Annotated in this window: 19 protein-coding genes, 5 tRNA genes and 1 pseudogene; 4 read left to right on the top strand and 21 right to left on the bottom strand. The window is 39.5% G+C overall.

Translation table 11 applies throughout. The annotated features are described in order from the left end of the window. Positions 1-81: 81 nt before the first annotated feature. Positions 82-408, top strand: a complete 327-nt coding sequence (locus IEU71_RS07540) for a thioredoxin family protein (RefSeq protein WP_004909917.1) — start codon at positions 82-84, stop codon at positions 406-408. 90 nt (positions 409-498) lie between these two features. Here IEU71_RS07540 and IEU71_RS07535 read toward each other — a convergent pair whose 3' ends face one another. The 3 genes and pseudogenes from IEU71_RS07535 to IEU71_RS07525 all read right to left on the bottom strand — a co-directional run bounded on the left by IEU71_RS07535 (position 499) and on the right by IEU71_RS07525 (position 3,431). Next, the gene (locus IEU71_RS07535; protein ID WP_004909918.1) at positions 499-1,359 is read right to left on the bottom strand and encodes a S1C family serine protease; all 861 of its coding nucleotides are present in this window, start codon (positions 1,357-1,359) and stop codon (positions 499-501) included. Between the two features lie 93 nt (positions 1,360-1,452). Further along, a pseudogene (locus IEU71_RS07530) lies at positions 1,453-2,749 on the bottom strand (sensor histidine kinase). Continuing rightward, the gene (locus IEU71_RS07525) at positions 2,742-3,431 is read right to left on the bottom strand and encodes a response regulator transcription factor (protein WP_004909924.1); all 690 of its coding nucleotides are present in this window, start codon (positions 3,429-3,431) and stop codon (positions 2,742-2,744) included. Before IEU71_RS07525 ends, IEU71_RS07530 begins: the two are co-directional and overlap by 8 nt. 257 nt (positions 3,432-3,688) lie before the next feature. On the opposite strand from IEU71_RS07525, the gene IEU71_RS07520 reads away from it, so the two are divergent. Continuing rightward, entirely contained in the window at positions 3,689-4,276 is a 588-nt protein-coding gene (locus IEU71_RS07520; RefSeq protein ID WP_004909926.1) for a TetR/AcrR family transcriptional regulator, read from the top strand. Between the two features lie 11 nt (positions 4,277-4,287). Here the strand turns inward: IEU71_RS07520 and IEU71_RS07515 are convergent, their stop codons facing one another. The 8 genes from IEU71_RS07515 to IEU71_RS07480 form a co-directional block, all read right to left on the bottom strand. Then, positions 4,288-4,653, bottom strand: coding sequence for a type II toxin-antitoxin system PemK/MazF family toxin (locus tag IEU71_RS07515; protein WP_004909928.1), 366 nt, complete (start codon positions 4,651-4,653; stop codon positions 4,288-4,290). Positions 4,654-4,699: 46 nt separating this feature from the next. Continuing rightward, positions 4,700-5,821, bottom strand: a complete 1,122-nt coding sequence (gene alr / locus IEU71_RS07510; RefSeq protein ID WP_004909931.1) for an alanine racemase — start codon at positions 5,819-5,821, stop codon at positions 4,700-4,702. Then, on the bottom strand, positions 5,818-6,228 hold the full coding sequence (gene acpS, locus IEU71_RS07505) for a holo-ACP synthase (protein WP_036066164.1): 411 nt from the start codon (positions 6,226-6,228) through the stop codon (positions 5,818-5,820). Before acpS ends, alr begins: the two co-directional genes overlap by 4 nt. A gap of 71 nt (positions 6,229-6,299) precedes the next feature. Beyond that, on the bottom strand, positions 6,300-7,586 hold the full coding sequence (dltD, locus tag IEU71_RS07500; protein ID WP_004909937.1) for a D-alanyl-lipoteichoic acid biosynthesis protein DltD: 1,287 nt from the start codon (positions 7,584-7,586) through the stop codon (positions 6,300-6,302). Between the two features lie 4 nt (positions 7,587-7,590). Further along, positions 7,591-7,827 carry a D-alanine--poly(phosphoribitol) ligase subunit DltC gene (gene dltC / locus IEU71_RS07495; RefSeq protein WP_004909939.1) on the bottom strand — a complete coding sequence of 79 codons (237 nt, stop codon included), beginning with the start codon at positions 7,825-7,827 and terminating at the stop codon, positions 7,591-7,593. A 37-nt stretch (positions 7,828-7,864) separates the two neighbouring features. Next, positions 7,865-9,079 (bottom strand): D-alanyl-lipoteichoic acid biosynthesis protein DltB, encoded by a 1,215-nt coding sequence (gene dltB / locus IEU71_RS07490; protein ID WP_004909942.1) that lies wholly within the window; start codon positions 9,077-9,079, stop codon positions 7,865-7,867. Continuing rightward, complete coding sequence (gene dltA, locus IEU71_RS07485; RefSeq protein ID WP_004909945.1) at positions 9,072-10,601, bottom strand: D-alanine--poly(phosphoribitol) ligase subunit DltA; 1,530 nt, start codon at positions 10,599-10,601, stop codon at positions 9,072-9,074. Before dltA ends, dltB begins: the two co-directional genes overlap by 8 nt. 15 nt (positions 10,602-10,616) lie before the next feature. Continuing rightward, positions 10,617-10,757, bottom strand: a complete 141-nt coding sequence (locus IEU71_RS07480) for a teichoic acid D-Ala incorporation-associated protein DltX (RefSeq protein WP_031940993.1) — start codon at positions 10,755-10,757, stop codon at positions 10,617-10,619. A 133-nt stretch (positions 10,758-10,890) separates the two neighbouring features. On the opposite strand from IEU71_RS07480, the gene IEU71_RS07475 reads away from it, so the two are divergent. Together IEU71_RS07475 and IEU71_RS07470 are read left to right on the top strand one after the other, a co-directional pair. Beyond that, entirely contained in the window at positions 10,891-12,099 is a 1,209-nt protein-coding gene (locus tag IEU71_RS07475) for a PTS transporter subunit EIIC (RefSeq protein ID WP_004909947.1), read from the top strand. Beyond that, the gene (locus IEU71_RS07470) at positions 12,089-12,922 is read left to right on the top strand and encodes an alpha/beta hydrolase (protein ID WP_036066167.1); all 834 of its coding nucleotides are present in this window, start codon (positions 12,089-12,091) and stop codon (positions 12,920-12,922) included. The genes IEU71_RS07475 and IEU71_RS07470 overlap by 11 nt, the downstream gene beginning before the upstream one ends. A gap of 63 nt (positions 12,923-12,985) precedes the next feature. On the opposite strand, the gene IEU71_RS07465 is transcribed toward IEU71_RS07470, so the two are convergent. From IEU71_RS07465 to IEU71_RS07420, 10 genes are all read right to left on the bottom strand, one after another. Next, the gene (locus IEU71_RS07465) at positions 12,986-13,534 is read right to left on the bottom strand and encodes a sigma-70 family RNA polymerase sigma factor (RefSeq protein WP_004909953.1); all 549 of its coding nucleotides are present in this window, start codon (positions 13,532-13,534) and stop codon (positions 12,986-12,988) included. A gap of 82 nt (positions 13,535-13,616) precedes the next feature. Next, positions 13,617-14,366, bottom strand: coding sequence for a 23S rRNA (guanosine(2251)-2'-O)-methyltransferase RlmB (rlmB, locus tag IEU71_RS07460; protein ID WP_004909954.1), 750 nt, complete (start codon positions 14,364-14,366; stop codon positions 13,617-13,619). After that, positions 14,363-14,770 carry a Mini-ribonuclease 3 gene (locus IEU71_RS07455; RefSeq protein WP_004909956.1) on the bottom strand — a complete coding sequence of 136 codons (408 nt, stop codon included), beginning with the start codon at positions 14,768-14,770 and terminating at the stop codon, positions 14,363-14,365. Before IEU71_RS07455 ends, rlmB begins: the two co-directional genes overlap by 4 nt. Before the next feature lie 218 nt (positions 14,771-14,988). After that, on the bottom strand, positions 14,989-18,651 hold the full coding sequence (gene rpoC / locus IEU71_RS07450; RefSeq protein WP_004909960.1) for a DNA-directed RNA polymerase subunit beta': 3,663 nt from the start codon (positions 18,649-18,651) through the stop codon (positions 14,989-14,991). Positions 18,652-18,670: 19 nt separating this feature from the next. After that, positions 18,671-22,285 carry a DNA-directed RNA polymerase subunit beta gene (gene rpoB, locus IEU71_RS07445; RefSeq protein ID WP_004909964.1) on the bottom strand — a complete coding sequence of 1,205 codons (3,615 nt, stop codon included), beginning with the start codon at positions 22,283-22,285 and terminating at the stop codon, positions 18,671-18,673. Positions 22,286-22,533: 248 nt separating this feature from the next. Further along, positions 22,534-22,617 (bottom strand) — tRNA-Leu (locus IEU71_RS07440). Between the two features lie 24 nt (positions 22,618-22,641). Then, positions 22,642-22,714, bottom strand: a tRNA-His gene (locus IEU71_RS07435). A gap of 2 nt (positions 22,715-22,716) precedes the next feature. Further along, positions 22,717-22,790: transfer RNA gene (locus IEU71_RS07430), tRNA-Trp, on the bottom strand. A gap of 98 nt (positions 22,791-22,888) precedes the next feature. Next, positions 22,889-22,962: transfer RNA gene (locus IEU71_RS07425), tRNA-Asp, on the bottom strand. A 2-nt stretch (positions 22,963-22,964) separates the two neighbouring features. Further along, positions 22,965-23,037, bottom strand: a tRNA-Val gene (locus tag IEU71_RS07420). Between the last annotated feature and the right edge of the window lies 1 nt (position 23,038).

The following is a 23,038-nucleotide window of genomic DNA, read 5'->3' as shown; positions in this document are numbered from 1 at the left end:
GGCGCATCATCCATCTAAGTATAAATTTTATACTCAGAGCATGTAGGAGCTACCTACGAATAATAATATAAGGATAACAACATGTACGAACAATTACATCACACAGATGAAGAACTCAATCAAACTATCGCACAATCCGGTCGCCACATCTTATTCTTATCGGCCGACTGGTGTGGTGATTGCAAAGCAATTAAACCCTTTGTTCAAAATATCAAAGATACGGTTACAACTACTGCAGATTGGATTGATGCAGACCGTGATGATAACATTGACTTTGCTACGAGTCATAATATGCGAGGCATCCCATCTTTTGTTTTATTTGAAAATGGAAAAGAAATTTCTCGTGTCGGTCATGGTGAACGCTTAACGCCAAAACAAGTACTGGATTGGTATCAAAGTACAATATAAAAACCACTGTCTCGTTTTGAATTGAACCTGATAACTCGGACAATTTATTGTCACCAAGTTATCAGGTTCAATTAAGTTTGACAGTGGTTTTTACTTTTCTGTTTTAGTAATAAAGGACTGAACAATATCAGCAGGAATAGCAAATCCCATTCCTTCAACACTTGTACCATCAGTCGATGAAACAATTTTTGAGGAAGTAATGCCGATAACCTGTCCTTTCAGATTAATTAACGGTCCCCCAGAGTTACCAGGGTTAATAGCCGTATCGGTTTGAATTGCCGTCGTAGCAGATGAACCTGTTTCTTCTGCTGTAAGTTCTCGACGTGGTGCTGAGACGATGCCACTAGTTAATGAAGTAGCATAATCCGATCCTAAAGGTGACCCAATCGCTAATACTTGTTGCCCTGCTAGTAGTGATTTAGAATTACCAAATGATGCGGATACTTTGATGTCAGTCGCTTTGGCCTTTAACAACGCTAAATCTTTTGTTGTATCAGTGCCGACAATAGTTGCTTCAACTTTTTTCCCACTAGCCGTAATTAACTGCAATTTATCCGAATCAGCAACAACGTGATTGTTTGTAATAATGTAGGCATACCCATCAGCAATCTTATAAACAACACCAGATCCTTCAGAAGCTGTTTCAAGCTCTGAACTACTGCTTTGTTCTTCTTGATTAAAGAATGATGACCACCCATCACTAAGCGTTGCTGCTTTTTGCAAGTTTTGCACCGTAACAACAGCATTTTTCACCTTATTGTAAGCTGTCGTTGCCGTATCACTACTTGTGTAAGCGGTAGTCGCCACCGTTGTAGTTCCGGCTGAATTCGAAGTTTTTGACTGTTTGGTTGTTTGTTGAAACCATGAGTTTGATTGCATACCTGAATATACCGTCAAACTGGCGACTAATGCTGAAACGATTGCAACGACAAAAAGAGAATATTTTTTCATATTTTTTCCTCCATTTTGGTTCCCTGTCGCTCAAAAAATTGTCAGTGAACATATTTGTTACGTTTATCATATTTAATCAACATAAATTATAGATTAAAGTGGTAAAGCAATCCTAAAAATAGTACCTTGTGGGATATTATCCAACACTGTTATTTTACCACCATGAGCCTGCACAACCCATTCGGCAATGGATAAGCCTAAACCAGTGCCACCTGTTTCACGATTACCAGTTTTATCTTCACGATAAAAGCGATCGAAAACATGCTTCTTGGCTTCATCACTGATGCCACGACCTGTATCAGCAACACTTAATATGAATTTTTTTTTTTTCGATACCGGCCGTGACAGCAACCGTTGCCCCTTCATCTGAATACTTTAATGCGTTATCAAGCAGCAATACCAACAATTGATGAATTCGTTTTTGATCAATCAAAACATCTTGACCGACATCAACATCCAAAGTAACCGTTTTACCATCAAACTGCGCCATTTCTTCGTAGGGTGCAATGATATTGCTGAGAAATTCCGACACATTCGTTGGCTTTTTCTCAATTTTCGTCATATTTGAACCTGATTTTGCCAATGTTAACATATTATTGGTTAATGATGTCAATCGACGAACTTCTGACAGTGACAAAATAATGGCATTTGATTGATCTCGCACAGTTGCCTCAGGCTTCATCAGCATGTTTTCCAGCTTACCTTGTATGACCGCCATTGGTGTCCGCAACTCATGTGCCGCATTATTGACAAAATCTTGTTGTTGCTGCCAAGATTTCAATATCGGTCGCATATTGAAACGTGAAATAATATAGGAAACCAACACTGCTAGTAAGCCAAACAATCCAAAGGACCAAAACAGAACTTTTTTGAAGTGAGCCAAATTAATCATCGTATCCGTCACATTTACCATGATTAAACCATTAGCGGCGGTTGTACCATAAATTTTCACCGCATTTTTTTTGAACTTAACACCAACCACACGATAATAGTTACCAGCGATTTTACGCGTCTCAGCTTTATCCACCATCAGTGATGATTTAAATTTAACAGTTTTTTGCAGAAATTTCGGCAAAACCATTTGCTGCGGGTCAGTGGTTGTATCATCAATAATCAACTTACCCTTTTTATCAAACAGCCATATATTAGCTCGTGTATTGGAATTTTCAATAGGTTGTGATTTTTTAACATCATTTTCAGATGTAGATAACAAACCTTGACCGTCGTACATATTGATACTCTGGTTAATTGCATTATCAGCACTTTGAAAAACCGTTCGTGTATACGATAGAAAAATAACACCGGCCAAAATTGAAAAGATAACAAAAAAGCTGGCGAGGAGCCAAATAAATCCGCGGACTTGCTGCTTTTTGTTAATAATACTAGGCATCGCTTACCTCTAAAATAAATCCAATATTTCGCAGCGTTTTAATTAAGTCATTTTGACCAACTGCCTCTAGTTTACGACGTAAATTATTCAAATAAATATTAACAACATTGATTGTGGTATCAGAGTCAATACCCCAAACGCGATCAAATATTTGATCACGCGTCACGATGATGTTTTTGTTTTGGGCTAAATAAGTTAGTATATCAAATTCTTTACCAACCAATTTAACTTGTTGCCCATGAACCTGAACACCCCGATTTTCCAAATTAATTAGCACGTCACCAACTGTAATTGTATTATCTTCAGAGTAAACACCTGATCGACGCAACAAAGCTTTCACTCTGACTAGTAATTCCTCACGGTGGAAAGGCTTGGTCAAATAATCGTCAGCACCAACGTTAAAACCTTCTATCTTATCATCCAACGAACTTTTGGCTGTCAAAATAAGAACTGGTGTTTCAATGTTGTGGTGCCTTAGGTTTTTAATGACCTCAAGACCATTTTCACCAGGTAACATTAAATCAGAAATAATAAGATCGTACGGCACTTCTTGTGCCTCGAATTCACCATCCAATCCATCTGTAACCGCGTGAACATCAGCAAAATCCTGCAAAAAGCCGACAACATTATCAGCCAAATTGACATCATCTTCAATTAATAATATTTTGATTGCTTTAGACATTTTCATATCTCCATTGTACCTGTTTTATGTCACCATTGTACGAATTCAAAGTTAAAAGGAAGTTAAATGACATAATATGTCATTTTACCATAATTCCAATATTTTCCGTTGTGTTCAAACTCCTATATAAGTGAATATACACCAAAAATAAGGTATTTATCGTTTTAAAAGCTGGACACAATCTGATAATGTGTCCATTTTAAATGAAAAAATAACTCATATAATATGATTAATGGTGTCTCAGGAGATAGAATACAATGTCGAAAAATGCAAGTCGTGAAGCAACTCAAGACAAAATTCTTGAAACTGTTATTGACATACTTCGCGAAGTCCCAATATCAAAAATCACAGTTGCCGAAATTTCTAGACGTGCCAACATCAATCGTAAAACATTTTACAAATACTTTGATACGCCTACGCAAGTTCTCCTTGTCCGGCTAGAAGATAAGATTTTATCTGAAATTTTGTATGATTTAACTCAGCAAACTTGTGATCCGGTTGGTCATACACTTGACGTCACTAATCATAAACAAACAAAAATTGTGCTCAACGTCTTAATTCGTTATCGTGAAGCAATCACTGCTGCCTATCAAAACGCGGGTGGCCTAGATTTTGAATTATTTGATGATTTCCTTGCACGTCTCCGTCGTGATTGGCTACCATTTAAAAATTGCCACACTACCGAACAAAAATTTGTTGCCAACATTCTAAGCCAAATGTTAATTAAACTAATGGTCGACTGGCTAACAGCAGACGTTCTTTTACCAGTACCGCAGCTTTTACACCGCGCTGATATTTTATTCAAAACGTCGATATCAGATTTAAATCAACCTCAAAACCGATAAAATCGGTTTTTTTATTTCAATCCAACACTAATTCTCAGAGCGTGGGCAACCTGTTGCATTTCCTTAGAGTTAGCCTGAATATGAGCGATTTTGTCTCGTAGTCGTCGTTTGTCAATTGTCCTAACTTGTTCCGCTAGTATGACTGAATCTTTTTTCATTCCACCCAAATGTGCAGGGAGTAAAACATGCGTCGGTAACTTTGGCTTAGTAATCTGTGATGTAATCGCCGCTATAATTGTTGTTGGTGAATTTGCATTACCAACATCATTTTGAATAATCAAAACCGGTCGAACACCAGATTGTTCAGATCCAAGTCCCTGTTTGAGATCGGCGTAAAAAACATCGCCTCGCATTACTGTTTGTTGCTCTATTGTCATAATATTCTCGCTTTAATATGTACACGCCATTTGGCGCTTTGTTTTATTAGTATTGTCTAGGCAATCTTAACCCTAACGTTGTTAAAATCTCATGTGGAATAGAATTTGCATAATTTGCAACATCTTCTACCGTAATTTGCTGATCACCATCTTGACCAATCAATGTAACTACTGTACCGACAGGATACATTTTATCTAATGTTATCACAATTTGATCCATTGTGACACGTCCAATCACATGTTCAATATGCCCGTCAACTAATACTTTCATTCCTGACATGCGGCGTAAATAGCCATCGGCATAACCAATTGGTAGCGTAGCCACCCATTGTGGTTTTTCTGCTGTATATGTTGCGCCATAGCTTACAGATTCGCCAGTTTCTAAGCAGTGTACCGAACCGATTTTTGATTTTAGCGAGAGCACAGGTGACAACTTAAAAGGCATTGTCAATTCAGGTGTTCCGGGATTGTATCCGTATAACACTGATCCAACGCGAATTGTATTGGTATCAATTTCATTGTGATGCCAAATTGCTGAACCCGAATTAGCCAAGTGCCAATAGGTCTCGGGAATATTAGCAGCCTCTACCCAGTGATAAAAGTTTTCCACTTGTTTTTTGTAGTAAGCCACATTATTGTCGTCTGCGGTTGCAAAATGCGTGAATACCCCTGACAAAACGAGCTGTTCAGAAGATTGAATCATATCATAGAGCGATTTAACTGACGCTGCAGAATGTGCACCCATTCTCCCCATACCAGTATCAACTGCTAGTTGAACAGGTAACTGTTGACCTTGCTTAATTTGCGTAATAGCTTCTTCTAACCACGCAATCGTCCCGACAGCAGGTGCTAGTCGATATGTCACCATTATTGGTGTCTGCTTAACATCTTGAACGCCTAGTAAAGTGATGGTTACATTCTCTTGTGGGAATTGTTCACGTAAGGCAACACCTTCCCCCACTGTTGCAACGGCGAAATCCGTTACACCAATATCTAATAGTGCTTGTGCAACAGCGTGCACACCATGCCCGTATGCATTAGCTTTTACCACCGCTATTAAACGTTTTGCCCCCGCGTGATTCATCACTTTTTTCGCATTTTCTTGTATGGCCTTCAAATCAATCTCAAGCCATGTGGGCCTCAAATTTAAAATTTCATCATTTGTCATGATAAAACACCTCTTTTTGGCAATAATTTTGCACTTATTTTTTCCCAAATTGTCAAGCGCTCAATAATAACGATTGTGTTAACTTGATCACCACTATGCGTTATTGCAACATAAGTATGGTAGGGAAAATTTTTAACAATCATAACTGGCCGTCCATTAATCTCATTTAGGATTTCAATGTCTTGCCAATGGACTTTTTCACCAATACCATAACCAGTTGCTTTTGAAAAAGCCTCTTTAGCCGAAAACCTGCCTGCAACAAATTCAGAAAAATGTTTGCCATTTCGCAGCTTAGCCGCTTCTTGCTCTGCTGGCGTCAATATCGACAGCATGAAGTTTGATTGTCGGTCCACAATTTGTCTCACGCGACTAATTGATTCCGTATCGTTTCCAATTCCTATTATCATGTCTCTATTGTAGCAAAAGGTCAAGCAATGACAACATTAATTTGTCTCGCTTAACCTTTTGCGTTCCTGTTTTATTTAAAATTAGCCAAGTTATTAGTCGTTGGCATCAGATTTTGCCATTTTTTCGATAAATAATTATTGTTTATCTTGTATTTAGGTGCTTGATAGCCTTTGTCAAAGAAAGGTTTGAGTGCCTGATCGGTTGCAAGCCAACCACGCCAGCCCATATGAATGGTATCCTGCATGAAATATTTTTTCCCACCATCGTGTGAAAAGTCAGCAATGTGGTTAAAGCCTTGCGACTTTAATTGCTTTTTAACTTTGTTAACACTCTGATAGTACATTTTAGTATTTAATCCAGTATATTTTGACCATTTTTGATTCACAGGCTGAATAATGAACAAGACATCTGTGTGTTCTTTAGCGAACTCTTGCAAAACTGCTTGAAAATCACCATATTCTTCTGACTGACGGTAATCAAAATTTGTCTGAGATTGCGCTAAACGCTTCAATCTTGGCTTAACACGCTGTTTAAAGAAACTATTTTTAATACCAAATGGATTATTATCTGTTTGCTTTTTAGCAAGCTTATCCGCCTGTTTAATCAAAAGGCTTTGATTATCAGCATTTGGCAATCTTTTTAACGATGGCTTAACTTTTTTGTTCCAGTTATTGGTCAACGTTATATTAGAGAACAATTGATCTTCACGAACTAACATACGATTGCGAATTATCAACATATTCTGATCAGTTTCTGAAAGTGGTTGATTATTCTTAATTTTAGTGATCAGGTGGGCATAAAAATCACTATCGCTCACTTGCTTTTGTTGCAATAATCGCCGCGCAATAAACCGATCAGTGGGTGTTATTTTAGTAATATTACGCAACCAATTGACCGTTTGTAAAGGTGAGTAAAATTCCGGAAATGCCCATTTTGTATTGCGCTTAGTGAACCATTGCTGGGAGATCACAAAGACCGCCTGCTTTTTATGCAATGCCGGTGTCATTTCCTGCATCCCCAAATAATGCGTTAATGACTCTGTTCCTGCTTGCCCAAGTAAAAATGGTCGATAATTCCGGTCATATTTCTCTGCTAACATGCTGGGATGCATGGTATCTAGGCGCAATAATTCACTTGACCCAAAGAATGGCACATAATGTGTATTTGGATCATTAAATGCATGCATTTTGACAGTTTCACCCTTAAACACATTTTTCGAGAACGAAACTGATGCCTCTTGAATATCTTTATTTGAGATTTGACTTAATGAAAATGGTACTAATAACAGCACAGTAACCATGACAAATGCCAAAATTACCGGACCAAAAATCCACCACAGCCCCCGCTTTTTATTCATCGTATTAACCCATCAAAGATTCTACTTTAGCAATCACCTTATTAGGCGTGTTCCAATCATTACGATCAAATTCTGAAACTGGCGCTTGAATATCAAACTTAGTTTCCAAATCAAGTAACAATTCAACAGTTGCCATTGAGTCTAACAACCCGCTTTCAAAAAAATCATCATCCATTTGATCTGAAATATCTTCACCAATAATAGTGTTTAAAATTTCTACAACTTCTGCTTTTACATCCATGTTATTTCTCCTGTAAATTATTTTATGTTACTCAAGATTAATGGTGTTGATGGAACCACAAAGTGTCCAAGAAACCACTAAAGAGTAAGAAACTCAACATCACGACGTGGAACGTCAAAACAATGGCAAACGCTTCTGTAAACTTATTATGCGGCACATGGTGCTTTTTTTTGTAACGCAGCCATGCATCGTTGACTACTAGGCCTACCCCATGGAATAAACCATAGGCGATGTAATACCAAGTTAGTCCGTGCCAAAACCCCATTATCAACATATTGGCAATATAAGCAACATTGGAAGTCGTCACTCTGCTCTTAAACCATTTGTTCTTCATCATCATGAAGACTAGTCTCATGAAGACAAAATCACGGAACCAAAATGACAATGTCATATGCCAACGATTCCAAAATTCTTTCAAGTTTTTTGACAAGAATGGTAAATTAAAGTTCATCGGTACTTCAATGCCCATGACATAACCAGTTGCAACTGCAAACAGCGAGTAACCAGCAAAGTCGAAGAACAAATCCAATCCATACGCATACATAACACCAATTAACCACCAAGACCATCCACCATTTGCATGCGCCGATAGCATTGCCATGTGTTCAACTCTTGGTAGAAGCAGCGTACCAAAAATGTAGGATAAAACAAACTTGTACAAAAATCCTAGGAAGAAAAAGTGAACTGCTTTGCTAAGCATGTCTATGTATTTTTCTCGCGCAGGTACACTATTGATATCTTTCACAAAGCGACAATATCGGTCGATTGGTCCAGATGAGATTGTTGGCATGAAAAGCATGAAACGTAGGAATAGCCAAGGATTAAATTCCTTAATAGTCCCATCACGCGTTTCCATAATCATAGCAACCGATCGGAATGTTAGATATGAGATTCCCATAAACCCTAGCAACGTCGTAACATGTGTCCAATGTGCAGCAGGAGCAATTTTTACGAGTGCCAGTGGTACAATCGCCAAGACTGTTGTGCCATAAAATACCCAGCTATTGTTGGCTTTTTTACGATATATCGTGTAAGCCCAGACCAATAGCCATTGCCAGATCATATAACCAATTAAAGCAAAACCTTCATGATATTTATGACCATCAAACATCAAAAAGATAAACACAACTGAAACTAGTACTTCATACCAAGCAAAACGCTTACCAAAGTACAAGCCGATGGCTAAAGGTAGTAATGCTAATAACAAAATAATAAAATACTTTGGATCAGCATAAGGTTGTAAATTAAGCATCCCCATTCACCTCGGCAATCAATCCCTTTAAATCAATTTTACCGTTAGGTGTTAGCGGCATCGCCTCTCGATAGATAAAACGACTAGGTACCATGTAAGGCATCATGATTTCTTTCAATTCGTCTTTAATGGCAGTAGTTAATTGCATGGGTTTTTCAAATGAGTTGTCAACGGCAACAATGACAGCCAACAATTGTTTCACTTTGCCCTCGGCATCATAGCGCGGCACTGCAGCCGCTTGCGCAACAAAGTGACTTTGTTGCAACTGTTGTGCAACTTCTTCTAGTTCAATTCTGAAGCCGTGCAACTTTATTTGAAAGTCACTGCGACCACGATAATGCAACAATCCTGAGGCATCCATTGTTGCCAAATCGCCGGTTTTATAAGCCTGCTGACCATCAATTTGTGTGAAAGCTTGTGCTGTTTTTTCAGGATTATTAAGATATCCCTTTGAAACAGATGGCCCACAAATCACAATTTCACCAGTTTCACCGACTGGTACGTCTTGCCCATCTTGGTCTTGAATTTTAATTGTTGTATCAGCCTTAACGTAGCCAATTGGCATCTTATCATTTGCAGCAATAACCGCCTCAGTAATTGGCAAACCAGAAACCGCTACCGTCGCTTCTGTTGGACCATAGGTGTTATATACTGTTGCATTTGGAAAACGTGATAGTAACTTTTGAGCAGTTGTACTCGTCAGCACTTCACCACAGAAAAGAAAATGCGTCAACTGTGGTAAATTTTCTTGTGTAAAATTAGGATCCAGCAAAGCGACATCAGCAAACGACGGCGTCGAAACCCAAATGTTGAGATCCAATGTTGGCAATGTTGCGAATAATGTTTTGAAATCATCTGCCGTTTCTTTTGGCAGCGCTTTTAGTGTGCTGCTAGACAACAGTGCCGGCGCCCAATCCATAACCGATAAGTCAAATGAATAAGGTGGCTGTGACAAAACTTGGCTGTTTTCTGGCCAATGGAAGTCATCACCCAACATCCAATCTGCAAAACTAATTAAGTTACGATGTGAAATCTGAACACCTTTGGGTTTTCCCGTTGTACCTGATGTAAAGATGATATAGAAATTTTCGTCAGCCGCAACTGAATGTGTTATTTGATATGGTGTTTCTTCGTCAAAAATGTGGCTCAGTTCTTTTGGATCAATAACTGGCACTGACGTAATCGTAATCGGTAACATATCGACTGCAATCACAAGTGCTGGTTTTCCAATCTCTAATATATCGGTTAGACGCTCATCCGCAGAACTCTTGTCAACTGGAATATAAGCATGTCCTGATTTGACACTGCCCAAAAAGCTAGCAAGCATCTCAAATTGTTGTCCACCATAAACCATAATTGGTGCCCCAGTTGGTAGATTAAGACTATCAATATAAGCAGCTAGACTATCTGACGCTGACTTCAGTTGAGCATATGTATGTGTGCGTCCTAATTCATCATACGCAATCAAGTCACCAGTCTTTTGCGCAATTGCATCAATTTGATTAATAACGTTATTAATCATGTTAAATTCCCCCATTTAAAACTCGTTATAGATAAAGTGTCCCTCACCAACACCTGAATAACCATAAAGGTATAATAATACCAGAATGATTATGAAATAAAAGAGCGTACGACCAATGAAATTAACTATTGGACGCTGAAAAAACTGTTTTATCATTCAAAATACCCCCATCTGAATGGATTAATGTATAATCGAAGTAACAAAAAAATACAGCCACAACGACATAATGGAATTAATTATAACACATATGTTCCAAAATGTTAATATTGTGTTTCAATACTGGAGCGACATGAGTAAAAAAATAATCAATATCACTGCCAAATTAGATAGATTCGTCCTCAAAAATAGGATGGTTAGTGCCGCTCTGCTGGCCATGCAACAGACACTTCCTCTACTAGCCATTTGTGTCTACGCACAGCTTATCTCGCAACTCATCTTGTCGCCAAATGCGTTATTCGTAACATTATTTAATTGGCGATTAAGAATACCTGCTACTTTCCAACTACAAGAAATGCTGTCACTATTAGAAGTATTTGTTCTCATGATTCTCGCAGCTACCTTTACTAAACAGTATTTGTCAATTCGTCAAGTGACAAATACTGTTTTACCCACTCTCACTAATTTTTTAGGCACTTATTTTTTATTTTTAGGTAAAGGTCAAACCCCAACCTATGATACTTCGCAATATTTGTTAGTCATATTGCTATCTTTCATCAGTTGTGAAAGTTTCTATTTTTATCAAAAATTCATCAGTCGTGACAATCCGCAACCTTTCGCTATCAGGTTTTTAATTTGGGCAGGCTTTGTTTTGTTAATTGATGTATCATTACATTTTGCTATTCAACGTAGCGTTGTTCGGTCCGCGTTGAGTACATTGTTGTCTAATAATTTTTTTACAACCTTTATTGGTCTTGTGATCGTTAGTATTGTAGCACCACTACTATGGTGGCTAGGAATTGGGTTACCGCATGAATTAATTAATAATCCTAGTACCATTAATGCTGTCATTAAAAATTTGGATACAATCTTAACAAACACAAATGCTACACTGCCTTATCCAACTAACCTTTATAGTGTTTATACAGCATTTTCGTTATTTGGTGGTGTTGGTAGTACATTAGCGATTAGCTTTATTCTGTTATTTTCCGTCCGTAAAAAGCGGCAGCACTTGGGTATGCTGTCGCTTCTTCCTAGCTTATTTAACAGTAATCAACTCCTATACTTTGGTTTACCGATATTTTTAAGGCCACTACTGCTGGTTCCAATGATTATGACAAGTTTACTTGGCACATTGATAGGTTATACAGCCATTGTGACACATCTCATTAAGCCAGCGACACTTTCAACGCCAAACACGACGCCAAGTTCACTTATTGGTTTCTTGGGTAGCAACGACAGCTGGTCCTTGCTTATCACCACTATCATTTTTGCACTGTCCGTAATCATTTACAGACCATTCATTGCCATAGAAACGTCCGAGGTCAGCTATGAGAAATAAACTAATTATCATATCGAGTCTTGTACTCATGGTTATCATTGGTTTTTTTGGACACGATTGGGTAACCCATACGAATAATAATCAAGCTAAAATTCAAAACTCACGAATGGCACCAATTATTTTTATTCCCGGATCTAGTGCCACAATTAATCGTTTTGATAATTTACTGAATAAATTAAATACTCCTAAATCAACACACAGTATTTTAAAGGTGCAAGTCAACACCGATGGGAAATTAGTTTATTCAGGCCATATTAGAGCTAATGATGAACAGCCATTTATCGTCATCGGTTTTCAAAACAATCAAGATGGCTATGATAACATCAAAAAACAATACCGCTGGTTAAATACGGCGATGGCAGATTTGCAAGAACGTTATCATTTTAGGAATTTTCAAGCAATTGGTCATTCAAACGGTGGCTTAATTTGGACTGGATTTTTGGAAAACTATTATAGCTCTGACAGTTTTAACATGACAACGCTCATGACGTTAGGCACGCCTTATAATTTTTCTGAAGTGACGCTCGCTCGTCGAACGGTAATGTTGACTGACTACATTAACAAAAGTAAAAAGCTCCCCAAAGGATTGTCGGTTTATTCAATCGCCGGAACAGAAGACTACACGGATGATGGTATTGTTCCGGTGCAAAGTGTCATCGCTGGGAAATATATCTTTCAAAAGCATGTTAAAGCTTATACTCAAATCACTGTTTCTGGTAGTGATGCCCAGCATTCCAGCTTACCAGAAAATACTGAGGTCGTTTCATTAATTCAAGAGTATTTGTTAGCTAACACAGATACTACTGGTCGCCCAACACCTTAAAAATTATGATATCAAAAAATCCTTGTATAGGTTGCTTAATCAACCTATACAAGGATTTTTTCGTTATTTCACACCAGCTTCTATCATCTTTTTGAGACGATATTGCATTTGTTCAAAGCATCGTTTATCATGCTTATCAATATCATATTTCAAAGCGCCTATCATTTGTAAGACTGCACGTTTGAATGAAGTTGATTTTGCTAAACTTAATTGGCTAATAGACTCTCGTAAACCAACAATAACTTCTGGGTTATACGTATTTGTAGCAATATCTATGGGTTTTTCATCATCATCGACCCAAATCATTTGTTGACAAAACTGTGCTTTTTCGGTGTTATGATGTCGTAACAAATCAATGGCGCGATTTGAAAGCGCGGTAATAAAGTAAGTCGAAAATTTTGCGCGTGGGCAACTTACTTCGTATTTTTTCACGCAACGCATTAATATTTCTAATCCCTCAGAATACCAATCGTCTTTTTTAATATGCCCACTTATTTTTCGCTTATGAACGCTAAAAATAGCAGGTCTTAAATGTTTTATTAGCACATTGTACGCACAATCATGTCCTTTTTGCGCTGCAATCACTGTGGCTAACAACCTATCTTTCGTCAATATCATGCTCCCGTATGTCAGCATACATGAACAGAATATCAGATGATTATTATCGTATTATTCTGTTTATTTGGTATGCGTATTATAACGGATGACGTGAATTATATCCTTGATATATCAATAAACTAGCTGCAACACTGGCATTCAGGCTTTGAACATGACCAATCATTGGAATTGTCAACATGCCATCTACCTTTTTCTTCAAAAGCGGTGATATGCCTTTCCCCTCGTTACCAATGATTAAAGCAGTAGCACCTTTGGCATCCCAATGACGATAATCTTCACCAGACATGTCAGTGCCAAATATCCAGACCCCACGCTTTTTTAGTGATTCGACGACTGTTGCCAAATTAGTCACACGAGCAACTGGCACGTGTTCAATAGCACCCGTGGATGTTTTGGCCACAGTCGCGGTCAGTTGAACCGCGCGACGTTTAGGAATGATAATACCGTGAACACCAGCAGCGTCGGCGGTTCTTAAAATCGATCCCAAATTATGCGGATCCTCAATGCCATCTAAAATCAAGAAGAATGGCGCCTCATTTTTTTGATTAGCTTGATCAAATAAATCATCAACTGAAGCATACTCAAAAGCAGCAACACTGAGCACAATACCTTGATGGTTCCCCCCATCAGTTAATTCATCTAACTTTGACTTAGGTGCTTGCTGTACGACCAATCCCCTTTTTTTGGCAAGTTGCAACACTTCATTGCGAATTTTATCTTGCAATCCAGTCTGCACCCAAACCTTGTTGATTTCTTGTTTGCTTTTTAGTGCTTCAACACTGGCATGGTGACCATAAATAAATTCACCTGCTTCATCACGTTTCATTTTGTTATTCTCCCAGTCTCAATTTCGTCAAAAATCCAAGCCATTAACGTTTGCAGTCGTTCTTGACGATTAGACAAATATAAATAGCCAAATAATGCTTCAATACCCGTCGAAATTCGATACGTGACAACATCAGTATTTTTAGCTTTCGTGTGTGATTTAGCGTTTCGGCCACGTTTGAAGTAGACTAACTCGTCCTCGGAAAGGATTTGTTCGTCTGACATTCGTTGAAAAATTGCAGCGTGAGCTTTTGCCGACACATAGTGCTTACTTCTTTTTTGGAGGTCATTTACCTTTGTCAAACCCATAGCTAACAAATGCTGTCGCACTTCTAATTCATAAATTGCATCACCAATATAAGCCAATGCCAATCCATTCATTTGTTCGTAGTTTAAATTATGCATAATTTAATTATACGCAATTATGATAGATTGCGTATAACTTTTCCAACATTGTTCTGCAGAACAGTAATTAGTTTACCTCAAAAAGCATAAAACACATACCTATTTGGCATAATCGGCATCATTTTTGGCATAACGTGCAAATATACCTGTATATTTTTTCCTTTGAATCAAAAAAGCCACTCATTTTTCTAATGAGTGGCTTTTATCAACATCATAATTTAATCTTCAAATGCCTTAGCGACATCATCTAATTTTGGAATGTCGGGTGTATCTTCAGTTTCAAGTTCAGGTTGTGCGATAACATCACCAACAACCTTACTCTTAATCTTACGATATTCCGCCATACCCGTTCCGGCAGGAATAATCTTTCCAATAATAACGTTTTCTTTCAAACCAACTAGTGGATCATTTTTGCCACGAATAGCAGCATCAGTCAAGACACGTGTTGTTTCTTGGAATGACGCAGCTGACAAGAAGGAATTTGTTTCCAGAGCAGCCTTCGTAATACCAAGCAACACTGGACGAGCCGTAGCTGGCACAAGACCTTCAAACAATGCTGGTTCATTAGCACGCTGGAAATCAGCAATATCCATCAACGTACCTGGCAATAAGTCTGTTTCCCCCGGATCCATCACACGCACTTTACGCAACATTTGACGAATCATAACTTCAATATGCTTATCAGAAACTTCAATACCTTGTAAACGATAAACTTTTTGAATTTCTGTCAGCATGTATGACTCTGTCGTCAATGTGTCTGTAACAGCTAGTAATTCTTTAGGATCAATTGGTCCTTCGTTGATAGCATCACCACGTTGGATGTCGTCACCTTCTGCAAAACGCATGCGCGCAGTAAGTGGTAAGGTGTACGTACGCGTATCTGTTTCGCCTTCAATAGTGACAGCCTTCGTACGCTCTGCTGGATTTTCTTCAATTGCAGTCACAACACCAGTCACTTCAGAAATTTCTGCACGTCCCTTAGGAATACGTGCTTCAACAATTTCTTGGACACGAGGCAAACCTTGCGTAATATCATTACCACCGGCAACACCACCAGTGTGGAAGTTACGCATTGTCAATTGCGTACCTGGTTCACCAATTGATTGCGCAGCAACGGTTCCCACGGCTTCACCAACTTCAACTTCTTCACCAGATGCTAAGTTACGACCATAGTCGAGTACTGAAACACCGTGTTCTGTTGTTGACGTAAAGACAGAACGAATTGTCACTTCTTCGATACCGGCATTGACAATCGCTTTGGCAACATCTTCATCAATCATTTCGTTACGAGAAACAATCTTTTCACCAGTTTCTGGATCAAACACTGACTTCATCGCATAACGTCCCAAAATACGGTCGTAAAGTGGTTCAACAACTGACGTGCCATCCATAATTGCTTTAACTGCAACACCACGATCAGAATCATTATCGAATTCACGAACAATAACATCTTGCGCAACATCGACTAGTCGACGCGTCAAGTAACCTGAGTTGGCTGTCTTCAAGGCTGTATCTGACATTCCCTTACGGGCACCGTGAGTCGAAATAAACATTTCCATCACTGTCAAACCTTCTCGGAAGTTGGCTGTAACTGGCAATTCAATAATTTTACCACCAGGTCCAGCCATCAGACCACGCATACCAGCCAATTGAACGAAGTTTGAAATGTTACCACGAGCACCTGAGTCTTGCATCATGAAAATTGGATTAGTTGGTTCAAATGATTCAATCAACTTATCTTGAATGATATCTTTAGCCTTTGTCCAAATTTCAGTAACTCGTTGGTAGCGCTCAGCATCGGTAATCAAGCCTCGACGGAATTGCTTCGTTACAGTAGCAACTTGATTATGCGCATCTTCAAGAATAGCAGGCTTTTCTTTCAAGTCTGTCACGTCAGTCATGGCAACTGTCAAACCAGATTCTGTTGATTTTTCATAACCCAAGTCTTTCATGCGGTCCAGCAATAGTGACGTCTCAGTCACCTTGTAGCGCTTGTAGACTTCAGCAATAATGTCTGACAAGAAACCCTTCTTGAAAGCACCAATTATTGGTGTATCAGCTAAATGATCGTGAATATCTTCCCCAGCATCAATAAAGAAACGATCATCAACGCCCTTAAAGTTATCCTCAGATGGTTCGTTAATATAAGGAAAATCAGTCGGCAAAATCTCATTAAAAATTAGTTTTCCAACAGATGTCACCATAATTTTAGAACGTTGTTCATCTGAAAATGGCTTTTCAATTGGGAATGATGAAGTTTGGATACCAACCCGAGTGTGATAATGAACCACTTTACTTGCAAAAGCAATTCGTGCTTCATCAACGCTAGAGAAAATCATTCCTTCGCCTTCACGACCGGCTTCTTCAGTAGTCAAATAGTAGTTTCCAATAACCATATCCTGTGATGGCGCAACAATTGGCTTTCCATCTTTAGGTGCCAAAATATGCCCAGCAGCAAGCATTAACAAACGTGCTTCGGCTTGCGCTTCATCAGACAATGGGACGTGAATCGCCATCTGATCGCCATCAAAGTCGGCATTATAGGCTTCAGTAACCAACGGATGCAAACGCATCGCTTTACCTGAAACTAACACTGGCTCAAAAGCTTGGATTCCAAGACGGTGTAACGTAGGTGCGCGGTTTAACAAAACAGGATGTTCTTTAATAACATCTTCCAAAACATCCATCACATCGCCATCAGCTTTATCAATCTTACGCTTAGCAGATTTGACGTTACCAGCCAACTTACGTGTTGTTAATTCTTTCATGATAAATGGACGGAACAACTCGATTGCCATTGGTACGGGCAATCCCATTTGGTTCATTTTCAAGAAAGGTCCAACATCAATAACTGAACGACCAGAATAATCGACACGCTTACCAAGCAAGTTTTGACGGAAACGACCTTGCTTACCTTTTAGCATGTGTGAAAGTGATTTCAATGGACGGTTACCAGGACCAGCCACTGGACGACCACGACGACCATTATCAATCAAGGCATCGACAGCTTCTTGCAACATACGCTTTTCGTTTTGAACAATAATACCCGGTGCATTTAAGTCCAACAAACGCTTTAAACGATTGTTACGATTAATCACACGACGATACAAATCATTCAAATCGGAAGTCGCAAAACGACCACCTTCCAATTGAACCATTGGACGCAAGTCTGGTGGGATAACGGGCACAACGTCCATTACCATCCATTCAGGCTTATTATCAGATTGTAAGAACGCTTCAACAATGTCCAAACGACGTACAGCACGCACGCGTTTTTGACCAGTAGCTTCTTGCAATTCACGCTTCAACTCATCGGCTTCGCCAGCTAAATCAACATTAGCCAACAATTCTTTAATTGCTTCCGCACCCATACCAGCTTTAAAACCGGCACCATATTCTTTTTTCAATTGACGGTATTCACGTTCCGTCACCATTTGCTTCTTCTCAACTGGTGCATCACCAGGTTCAATGACAACGTATGACGCAAAGTAGATAATTTCTTCAAGTGAACGAGGAGACATGTCCAAGACAAGCCCCATTCGTGAAGGAATACCCTTGAAATACCAAATATGTGTAACAGGTGCAGCCAATTCGATGTGGCCCATACGTTCGCGACGTACTTTTGATGATGTTACTTCAACACCACAACGGTCACAGACGATACCTTTATATCGGATTCGCTTGTATTTACCACAGGCACATTCATAATCTTTTGTAGGTCCGAAAATGCGTTCATCAAACAAACCGTCTTTTTCAGGCTTTAGTGTTCGATAATTAATCGTTTCTGGCTTCTTTACTTCACCATAAGACCATGAACGAATCTTATCTGGTGATGCCAAACCGATTTGCATACTTTCGAACTTGTTAACATCGATTGCCATCTATTTGCTGTTACCTTTCTTAATTATTGCCGTCTGATGCAGCTGTATCTTGTGCTTCAACCTTAGAAAAGGCTGCTGCAACTTCTTCGTCTTCTTTATTTAACAAATCTGGATTTGTACGAGCCAATTTTTCAAGTGCATCAACCGGCAAAATTGAAGCATCTTCATCCATTTGACGCAATTCTACTTCATCGCCTGATCCATCTAAGACCTGCATGTCTAGACCAAGTGCTTGCAATTCTTTTACCAAGACACGGAATGATTCTGGCACACCAGGGCGTGGAATTGGTTCACCCTTGATGATTGACTCATAAACTTTAACACGTCCAGCAACATCATCCGACTTATATGTCAAGATTTCTTGCAAGGTATAGGCAGCACCATAAGCTTCCAATGCCCAAACTTCCATTTCACCGAAACGCTGTCCACCAAATTGCGCTTTACCACCCAAAGGCTGTTGCGTAACAAGTGAGTATGGTCCAATAGAACGCGCGTGGATCTTATCGTCGACCATGTGGGCTAACTTCATATAGTGCATGACACCAACACCGACACGTTTGTCAAATGCTTCACCCGTACGGCCATCATAAACAACTGATTTACCATCTTGTGGCAAGCCGGCTTCACGTAATGCGGCTTCAATTTCATCATCGCTAGCACCATCAAAGACAGGTGATGCAACGTGAATACCAAGTTGTTTTGCAGCAAATCCTAAGTGGAGTTCCAAAACTTGTCCAATGTTCATACGTGAAGGCACACCCATTGGTGAAAGCAAAATATCAATTGGTGTTCCATCTGGCATGTACGGCATGTCTTCCTCAGGAACAACCACAGAAACAGTTCCCTTGTTTCCATGACGACCAGCCATTTTATCACCAACTTGAATCTTACGCTTCTGAGCAATGTAGACACGTACCATCATATTAACGCCTGGTGCTAATTCATCACCATTCTCTGGTGTATAAATACGTACGTTTTGAACAACACCACCGCCACCGTGAGGGACACGTAATGACGTATCACGCACTTCACGTGCTTTTTCACCGAAGATAGCATGAAGCAAGCGTTCTTCAGCAGATAATTCTGTCACACCCTTTGGTGTCACTTTACCAACCAAAATATCACCATCATGAACTTCAGCGCCGACACGAATAATACCATCAGCATCCAAATCCTTCAACTGATCTTCACCCGTATTAGGAATTTCGCGTGTCATTTCTTCCGGTCCAAGTTTTGTGTCACGCGCTTCTGAGTCATATTCTTCAATATGAATTGATGTATAAACATCTTCACGAACCAAACGTTCGTTCAAAACGATAGCATCTTCGAAGTTATAACCTTGCCAAGTCATGAAAGCAATCAGTGGATTTTGACCCAAGGCTAATTCACCTTGTTCCATAGAAGGACCATCAGCCAAAACTTCATCTGCTTCAACGTGCTCACCAGCATGAACAATTGGCTTTTGGTTATAGTTTTTACCACCATTCGAACGACGGAACTTCATCAATTCGTACGTATCAAGTTGTCCATCTTCACGACGAACACGAATTTGGCGTCCATCAACGTATTCAACCTCACCTGCTGCACGTGAAATCATAGCAACACCGGAATCGTGTGCCGCCTTATATTCGATACCTGTACCAACAAGTGGTGCATGTGGATCAAGCAATGGCACGGCTTGACGTTGCATGTTGGCACCCATTAAGGCACGGTTAGAATCATCATTTTCCAAGAATGGAATCGCAGCTGTTCCAACGGAAACAACTTGTTTAGGCGAAACGTCCATGTAGTCAATGCGATCAATTGGCGTTTCAATGTTTTCTTCACCAAAACGCGCCATAACAGTATTATGCACAAAGCTACCATCTTCATTCAGTGGTGAGTTGGCTTGCGCAACAATATAATTATCTTCTTCATCGGCCGTCAAATAGTCAATTTTGTCGGTAACTTTGTGGGTTGTCCAATCAACACGACGGTATGGTGTTTCAACAAAACCATACTTGTTAATACGACCATAAGTAGCCAATGAGTTAATCAAACCAATGTTGGGACCTTCAGGTGTTTCAATTGGGTCTATTCGGCCATAGTGCGTGTAATGAACATCTCGCACTTCAACACCGGCACGATCACGTGTCAAACCACCTGGTCCAAGAGCTGACAAACGACGCTTATGGTTCATTTCACCTAATGGGTTAGTTTGATCCATAAACTGTGACAGCTGGGAAGAACCAAAGAATTCCTTAACAGCAGCAACAACAGGACGAATATTAATTAATTGTTGTGGCGTAACTGTGTTAGCGTCTTGTATTGACATGCGTTCGCGAACAACACGTTCCATACGTGTCAAACCAATACGGAATTGGTTTTGTAGCAATTCCCCAACTGATCGAATACGACGGTTTCCAAGATGGTCAATATCATCGACCGATCCAACGCCTTCTTGTAAATTCAAGAAGTAGTTCATACCAGCCAAAATGTCGGCTGGGCGAACTGTCCGGTCGTGTTCGTCAATATGACCATTTCCAATCAATAATAGCGTCTTGTCAGGATTTTCAGGCGCTTCAATTTTGATTTTTTGTAATGTTACAGGTTCTTCAAGAACCGCATCACCTGAAGGTGTATAAGTTGTTGTCTTGAAATCATCACGATCCAAAAATGGTGATAATTTAGACATTACAGACTTGTCAACTAATGTTCCTTTTTCGGCAATAATTTCACCTGAATCAGGATCAGCCAATGTTTCTGCTAATGTTTGGTTTAGTAAACGTGTCTTCAAAGACAACTTTTTGTTGATTTTGTATCGTCCAACAGAGGCTAAGTCATAACGTTTTGGATCAAAGAAACGCGCAACCAACAATGCACGTGATGAATCAGCTGTTTTAGGTTCACCTGGACGCAAACGTTCATAGATGTCTTTCAAAGATTCCTCAACACGTGAATCAGACATATCTTTGTGAACATCCTTTTCCAAAGTCATGTTCAAAGCGTCATACTGGTCTGAAAAAATATCAATAATATCAGAATCTGATCCAAATCCCAACGCACGAACTAACTCGGTCATGAGTAACTTACGTGTACGATCAATACGAACGTTTGCAATACTTTTTGCATCAGTTTCGTATTCTAACCATGCGCCACGGTTAGGAATAACAGTTGTACCGTAATGTGGACGACCGTTTTTATCTGTTTCTTGATTGTAATAGATGCCTGGTGAACGTACCAATTGAGAAACAATAACACGTTCAGCACCATTGATAATGAACGTACCTTGTTCTGTCATCAATGGAAAATCACCAAAGAAAACATCTTGAGACTTGATTTCACCAGTTTCGTGGTTAGTCAAACGCAAAGTTACGTGTAATGGTGCTGAGTAGTTAGCATCATGTTCACGCGCTTCATCAATGTTATATTTGGGTTCCATCAACTGGTAATCAACATATTCCAATGACAATGTTCCTTGGAAATCATCAATTGGCATGATGTCTCCAAACATTTCTTTGATACCATCATCTAAAAACCATTGGTATGATGCCGTTTGAATTTCAATCAAATTAGGTACATCCAAGACCTCTTTGATACTTGCATAAGACCGACGAGTACGGTGCTTACCGTACTTAACTAAATGTCCTGCCACACTTATCACCTCGTTAATTTTTTACCGTGTTTACATTACTGTTTGATTACAGATTAAACTTAATAGCTTAAAAAAGTAACCTATGAGCACAAAAAAAGCAATCGCCCCTGTTTCCGCAGATAACGTTTGCTTCAATATAAAGAAATTGCGGACAATATTTCGCAAAAATCATATTTATTCACAGTACTACAAATAATAATTATACATGAAATACAAAAAAAAACAACCTCAATAGGTCGTTTTTACTATGCCGCCGGTGGGAGTCGAACCCACACGGTGTTGCCACCACTGGATTTTGAGTCCAGCGCGTCTGCCAATTCCGCCACAGCGGCATATGATAAAGCCCTAAAGCTTAGGGCGGTAGAAGGGGATCGAACCCTCGCATGCTGGATCCACAAACCAGTGTGTTAACCACTTCACCACTACCGCCATGGCAGGGATAGAGGGAATCGAACCCCCATCAACGGTTTTGGAGACCGCTATTCTACCGTTTAACTATATCCCTAAAAATATAAATACATCGACTCAAAGTCGAAATAACATGGTAAGGAATTGCGCCTTACTTTACACTAAAAATTGTACATGTTTTTTTAAAACTTGTAGCGGTCACAGCGGGGCTCGAACCCGCGATCTCCTGCGTGACAGGCAGGCGTCCTAACCAGCTAGACCATGCGACCAATGGACGCTACAGGGATCGAACCTGTGACCCCCTGCTTGTAAGGCAGGTGCTCTCCCAGCTGAGCTAAGCGTCCA

Source organism: Leuconostoc falkenbergense (genome assembly GCF_014634805.1).
Taxonomy (GTDB): Bacteria; Bacillota; Bacilli; order Lactobacillales; family Lactobacillaceae; genus Leuconostoc; species Leuconostoc falkenbergense.
Note: the sequence above shows the minus strand (reverse complement) of the source record. Positions and strands in the feature narration are given on the sequence as shown.

Bases quoted from the DNA above. Each gene is read 5' to 3' on its own strand.
- IEU71_RS07540 (WP_004909917.1), top strand. From the start codon at position 82: ATGTACGAACAATTACATCACACAGATGAAGAACTCAATCAAACTATC.
- IEU71_RS07480 (WP_031940993.1), bottom strand. From the start codon at position 10,757: ATGATAAAACAGTTTTTTCAGCGTCCAATAGTTAATTTCATTGGTCGT.
- IEU71_RS07455 (WP_004909956.1), bottom strand. From the start codon at position 14,770: ATGCATAATTTAAACTACGAACAAATGAATGGATTGGCATTGGCTTAT.
- acpS (WP_036066164.1), bottom strand. From the start codon at position 6,228: ATGATAATAGGAATTGGAAACGATACGGAATCAATTAGTCGCGTGAGA.
- IEU71_RS07525 (WP_004909924.1), bottom strand. From the start codon at position 3,431: ATGTCTAAAGCAATCAAAATATTATTAATTGAAGATGATGTCAATTTG.
- dltB (WP_004909942.1), bottom strand. From the start codon at position 9,079: ATGCTTAATTTACAACCTTATGCTGATCCAAAGTATTTTATTATTTTG.
- IEU71_RS07515 (WP_004909928.1), bottom strand. From the start codon at position 4,653: ATGACAATAGAGCAACAAACAGTAATGCGAGGCGATGTTTTTTACGCC.
- rlmB (WP_004909954.1), bottom strand. From the start codon at position 14,366: ATGAAACGTGATGAAGCAGGTGAATTTATTTATGGTCACCATGCCAGT.
- dltA (WP_004909945.1), bottom strand. From the start codon at position 10,601: ATGATTAATAACGTTATTAATCAAATTGATGCAATTGCGCAAAAGACT.
- IEU71_RS07520 (WP_004909926.1), top strand. From the start codon at position 3,689: ATGTCGAAAAATGCAAGTCGTGAAGCAACTCAAGACAAAATTCTTGAA.
- dltC (WP_004909939.1), bottom strand. From the start codon at position 7,827: ATGGATGTAAAAGCAGAAGTTGTAGAAATTTTAAACACTATTATTGGT.
- rpoC (WP_004909960.1), bottom strand. From the start codon at position 18,651: ATGGCAATCGATGTTAACAAGTTCGAAAGTATGCAAATCGGTTTGGCA.
- alr (WP_004909931.1), bottom strand. From the start codon at position 5,821: ATGACAAATGATGAAATTTTAAATTTGAGGCCCACATGGCTTGAGATT.
- dltD (WP_004909937.1), bottom strand. From the start codon at position 7,586: ATGAATAAAAAGCGGGGGCTGTGGTGGATTTTTGGTCCGGTAATTTTG.
- IEU71_RS07475 (WP_004909947.1), top strand. From the start codon at position 10,891: ATGAGTAAAAAAATAATCAATATCACTGCCAAATTAGATAGATTCGTC.
- IEU71_RS07470 (WP_036066167.1), top strand. From the start codon at position 12,089: ATGAGAAATAAACTAATTATCATATCGAGTCTTGTACTCATGGTTATC.
- IEU71_RS07535 (WP_004909918.1), bottom strand. From the start codon at position 1,359: ATGAAAAAATATTCTCTTTTTGTCGTTGCAATCGTTTCAGCATTAGTC.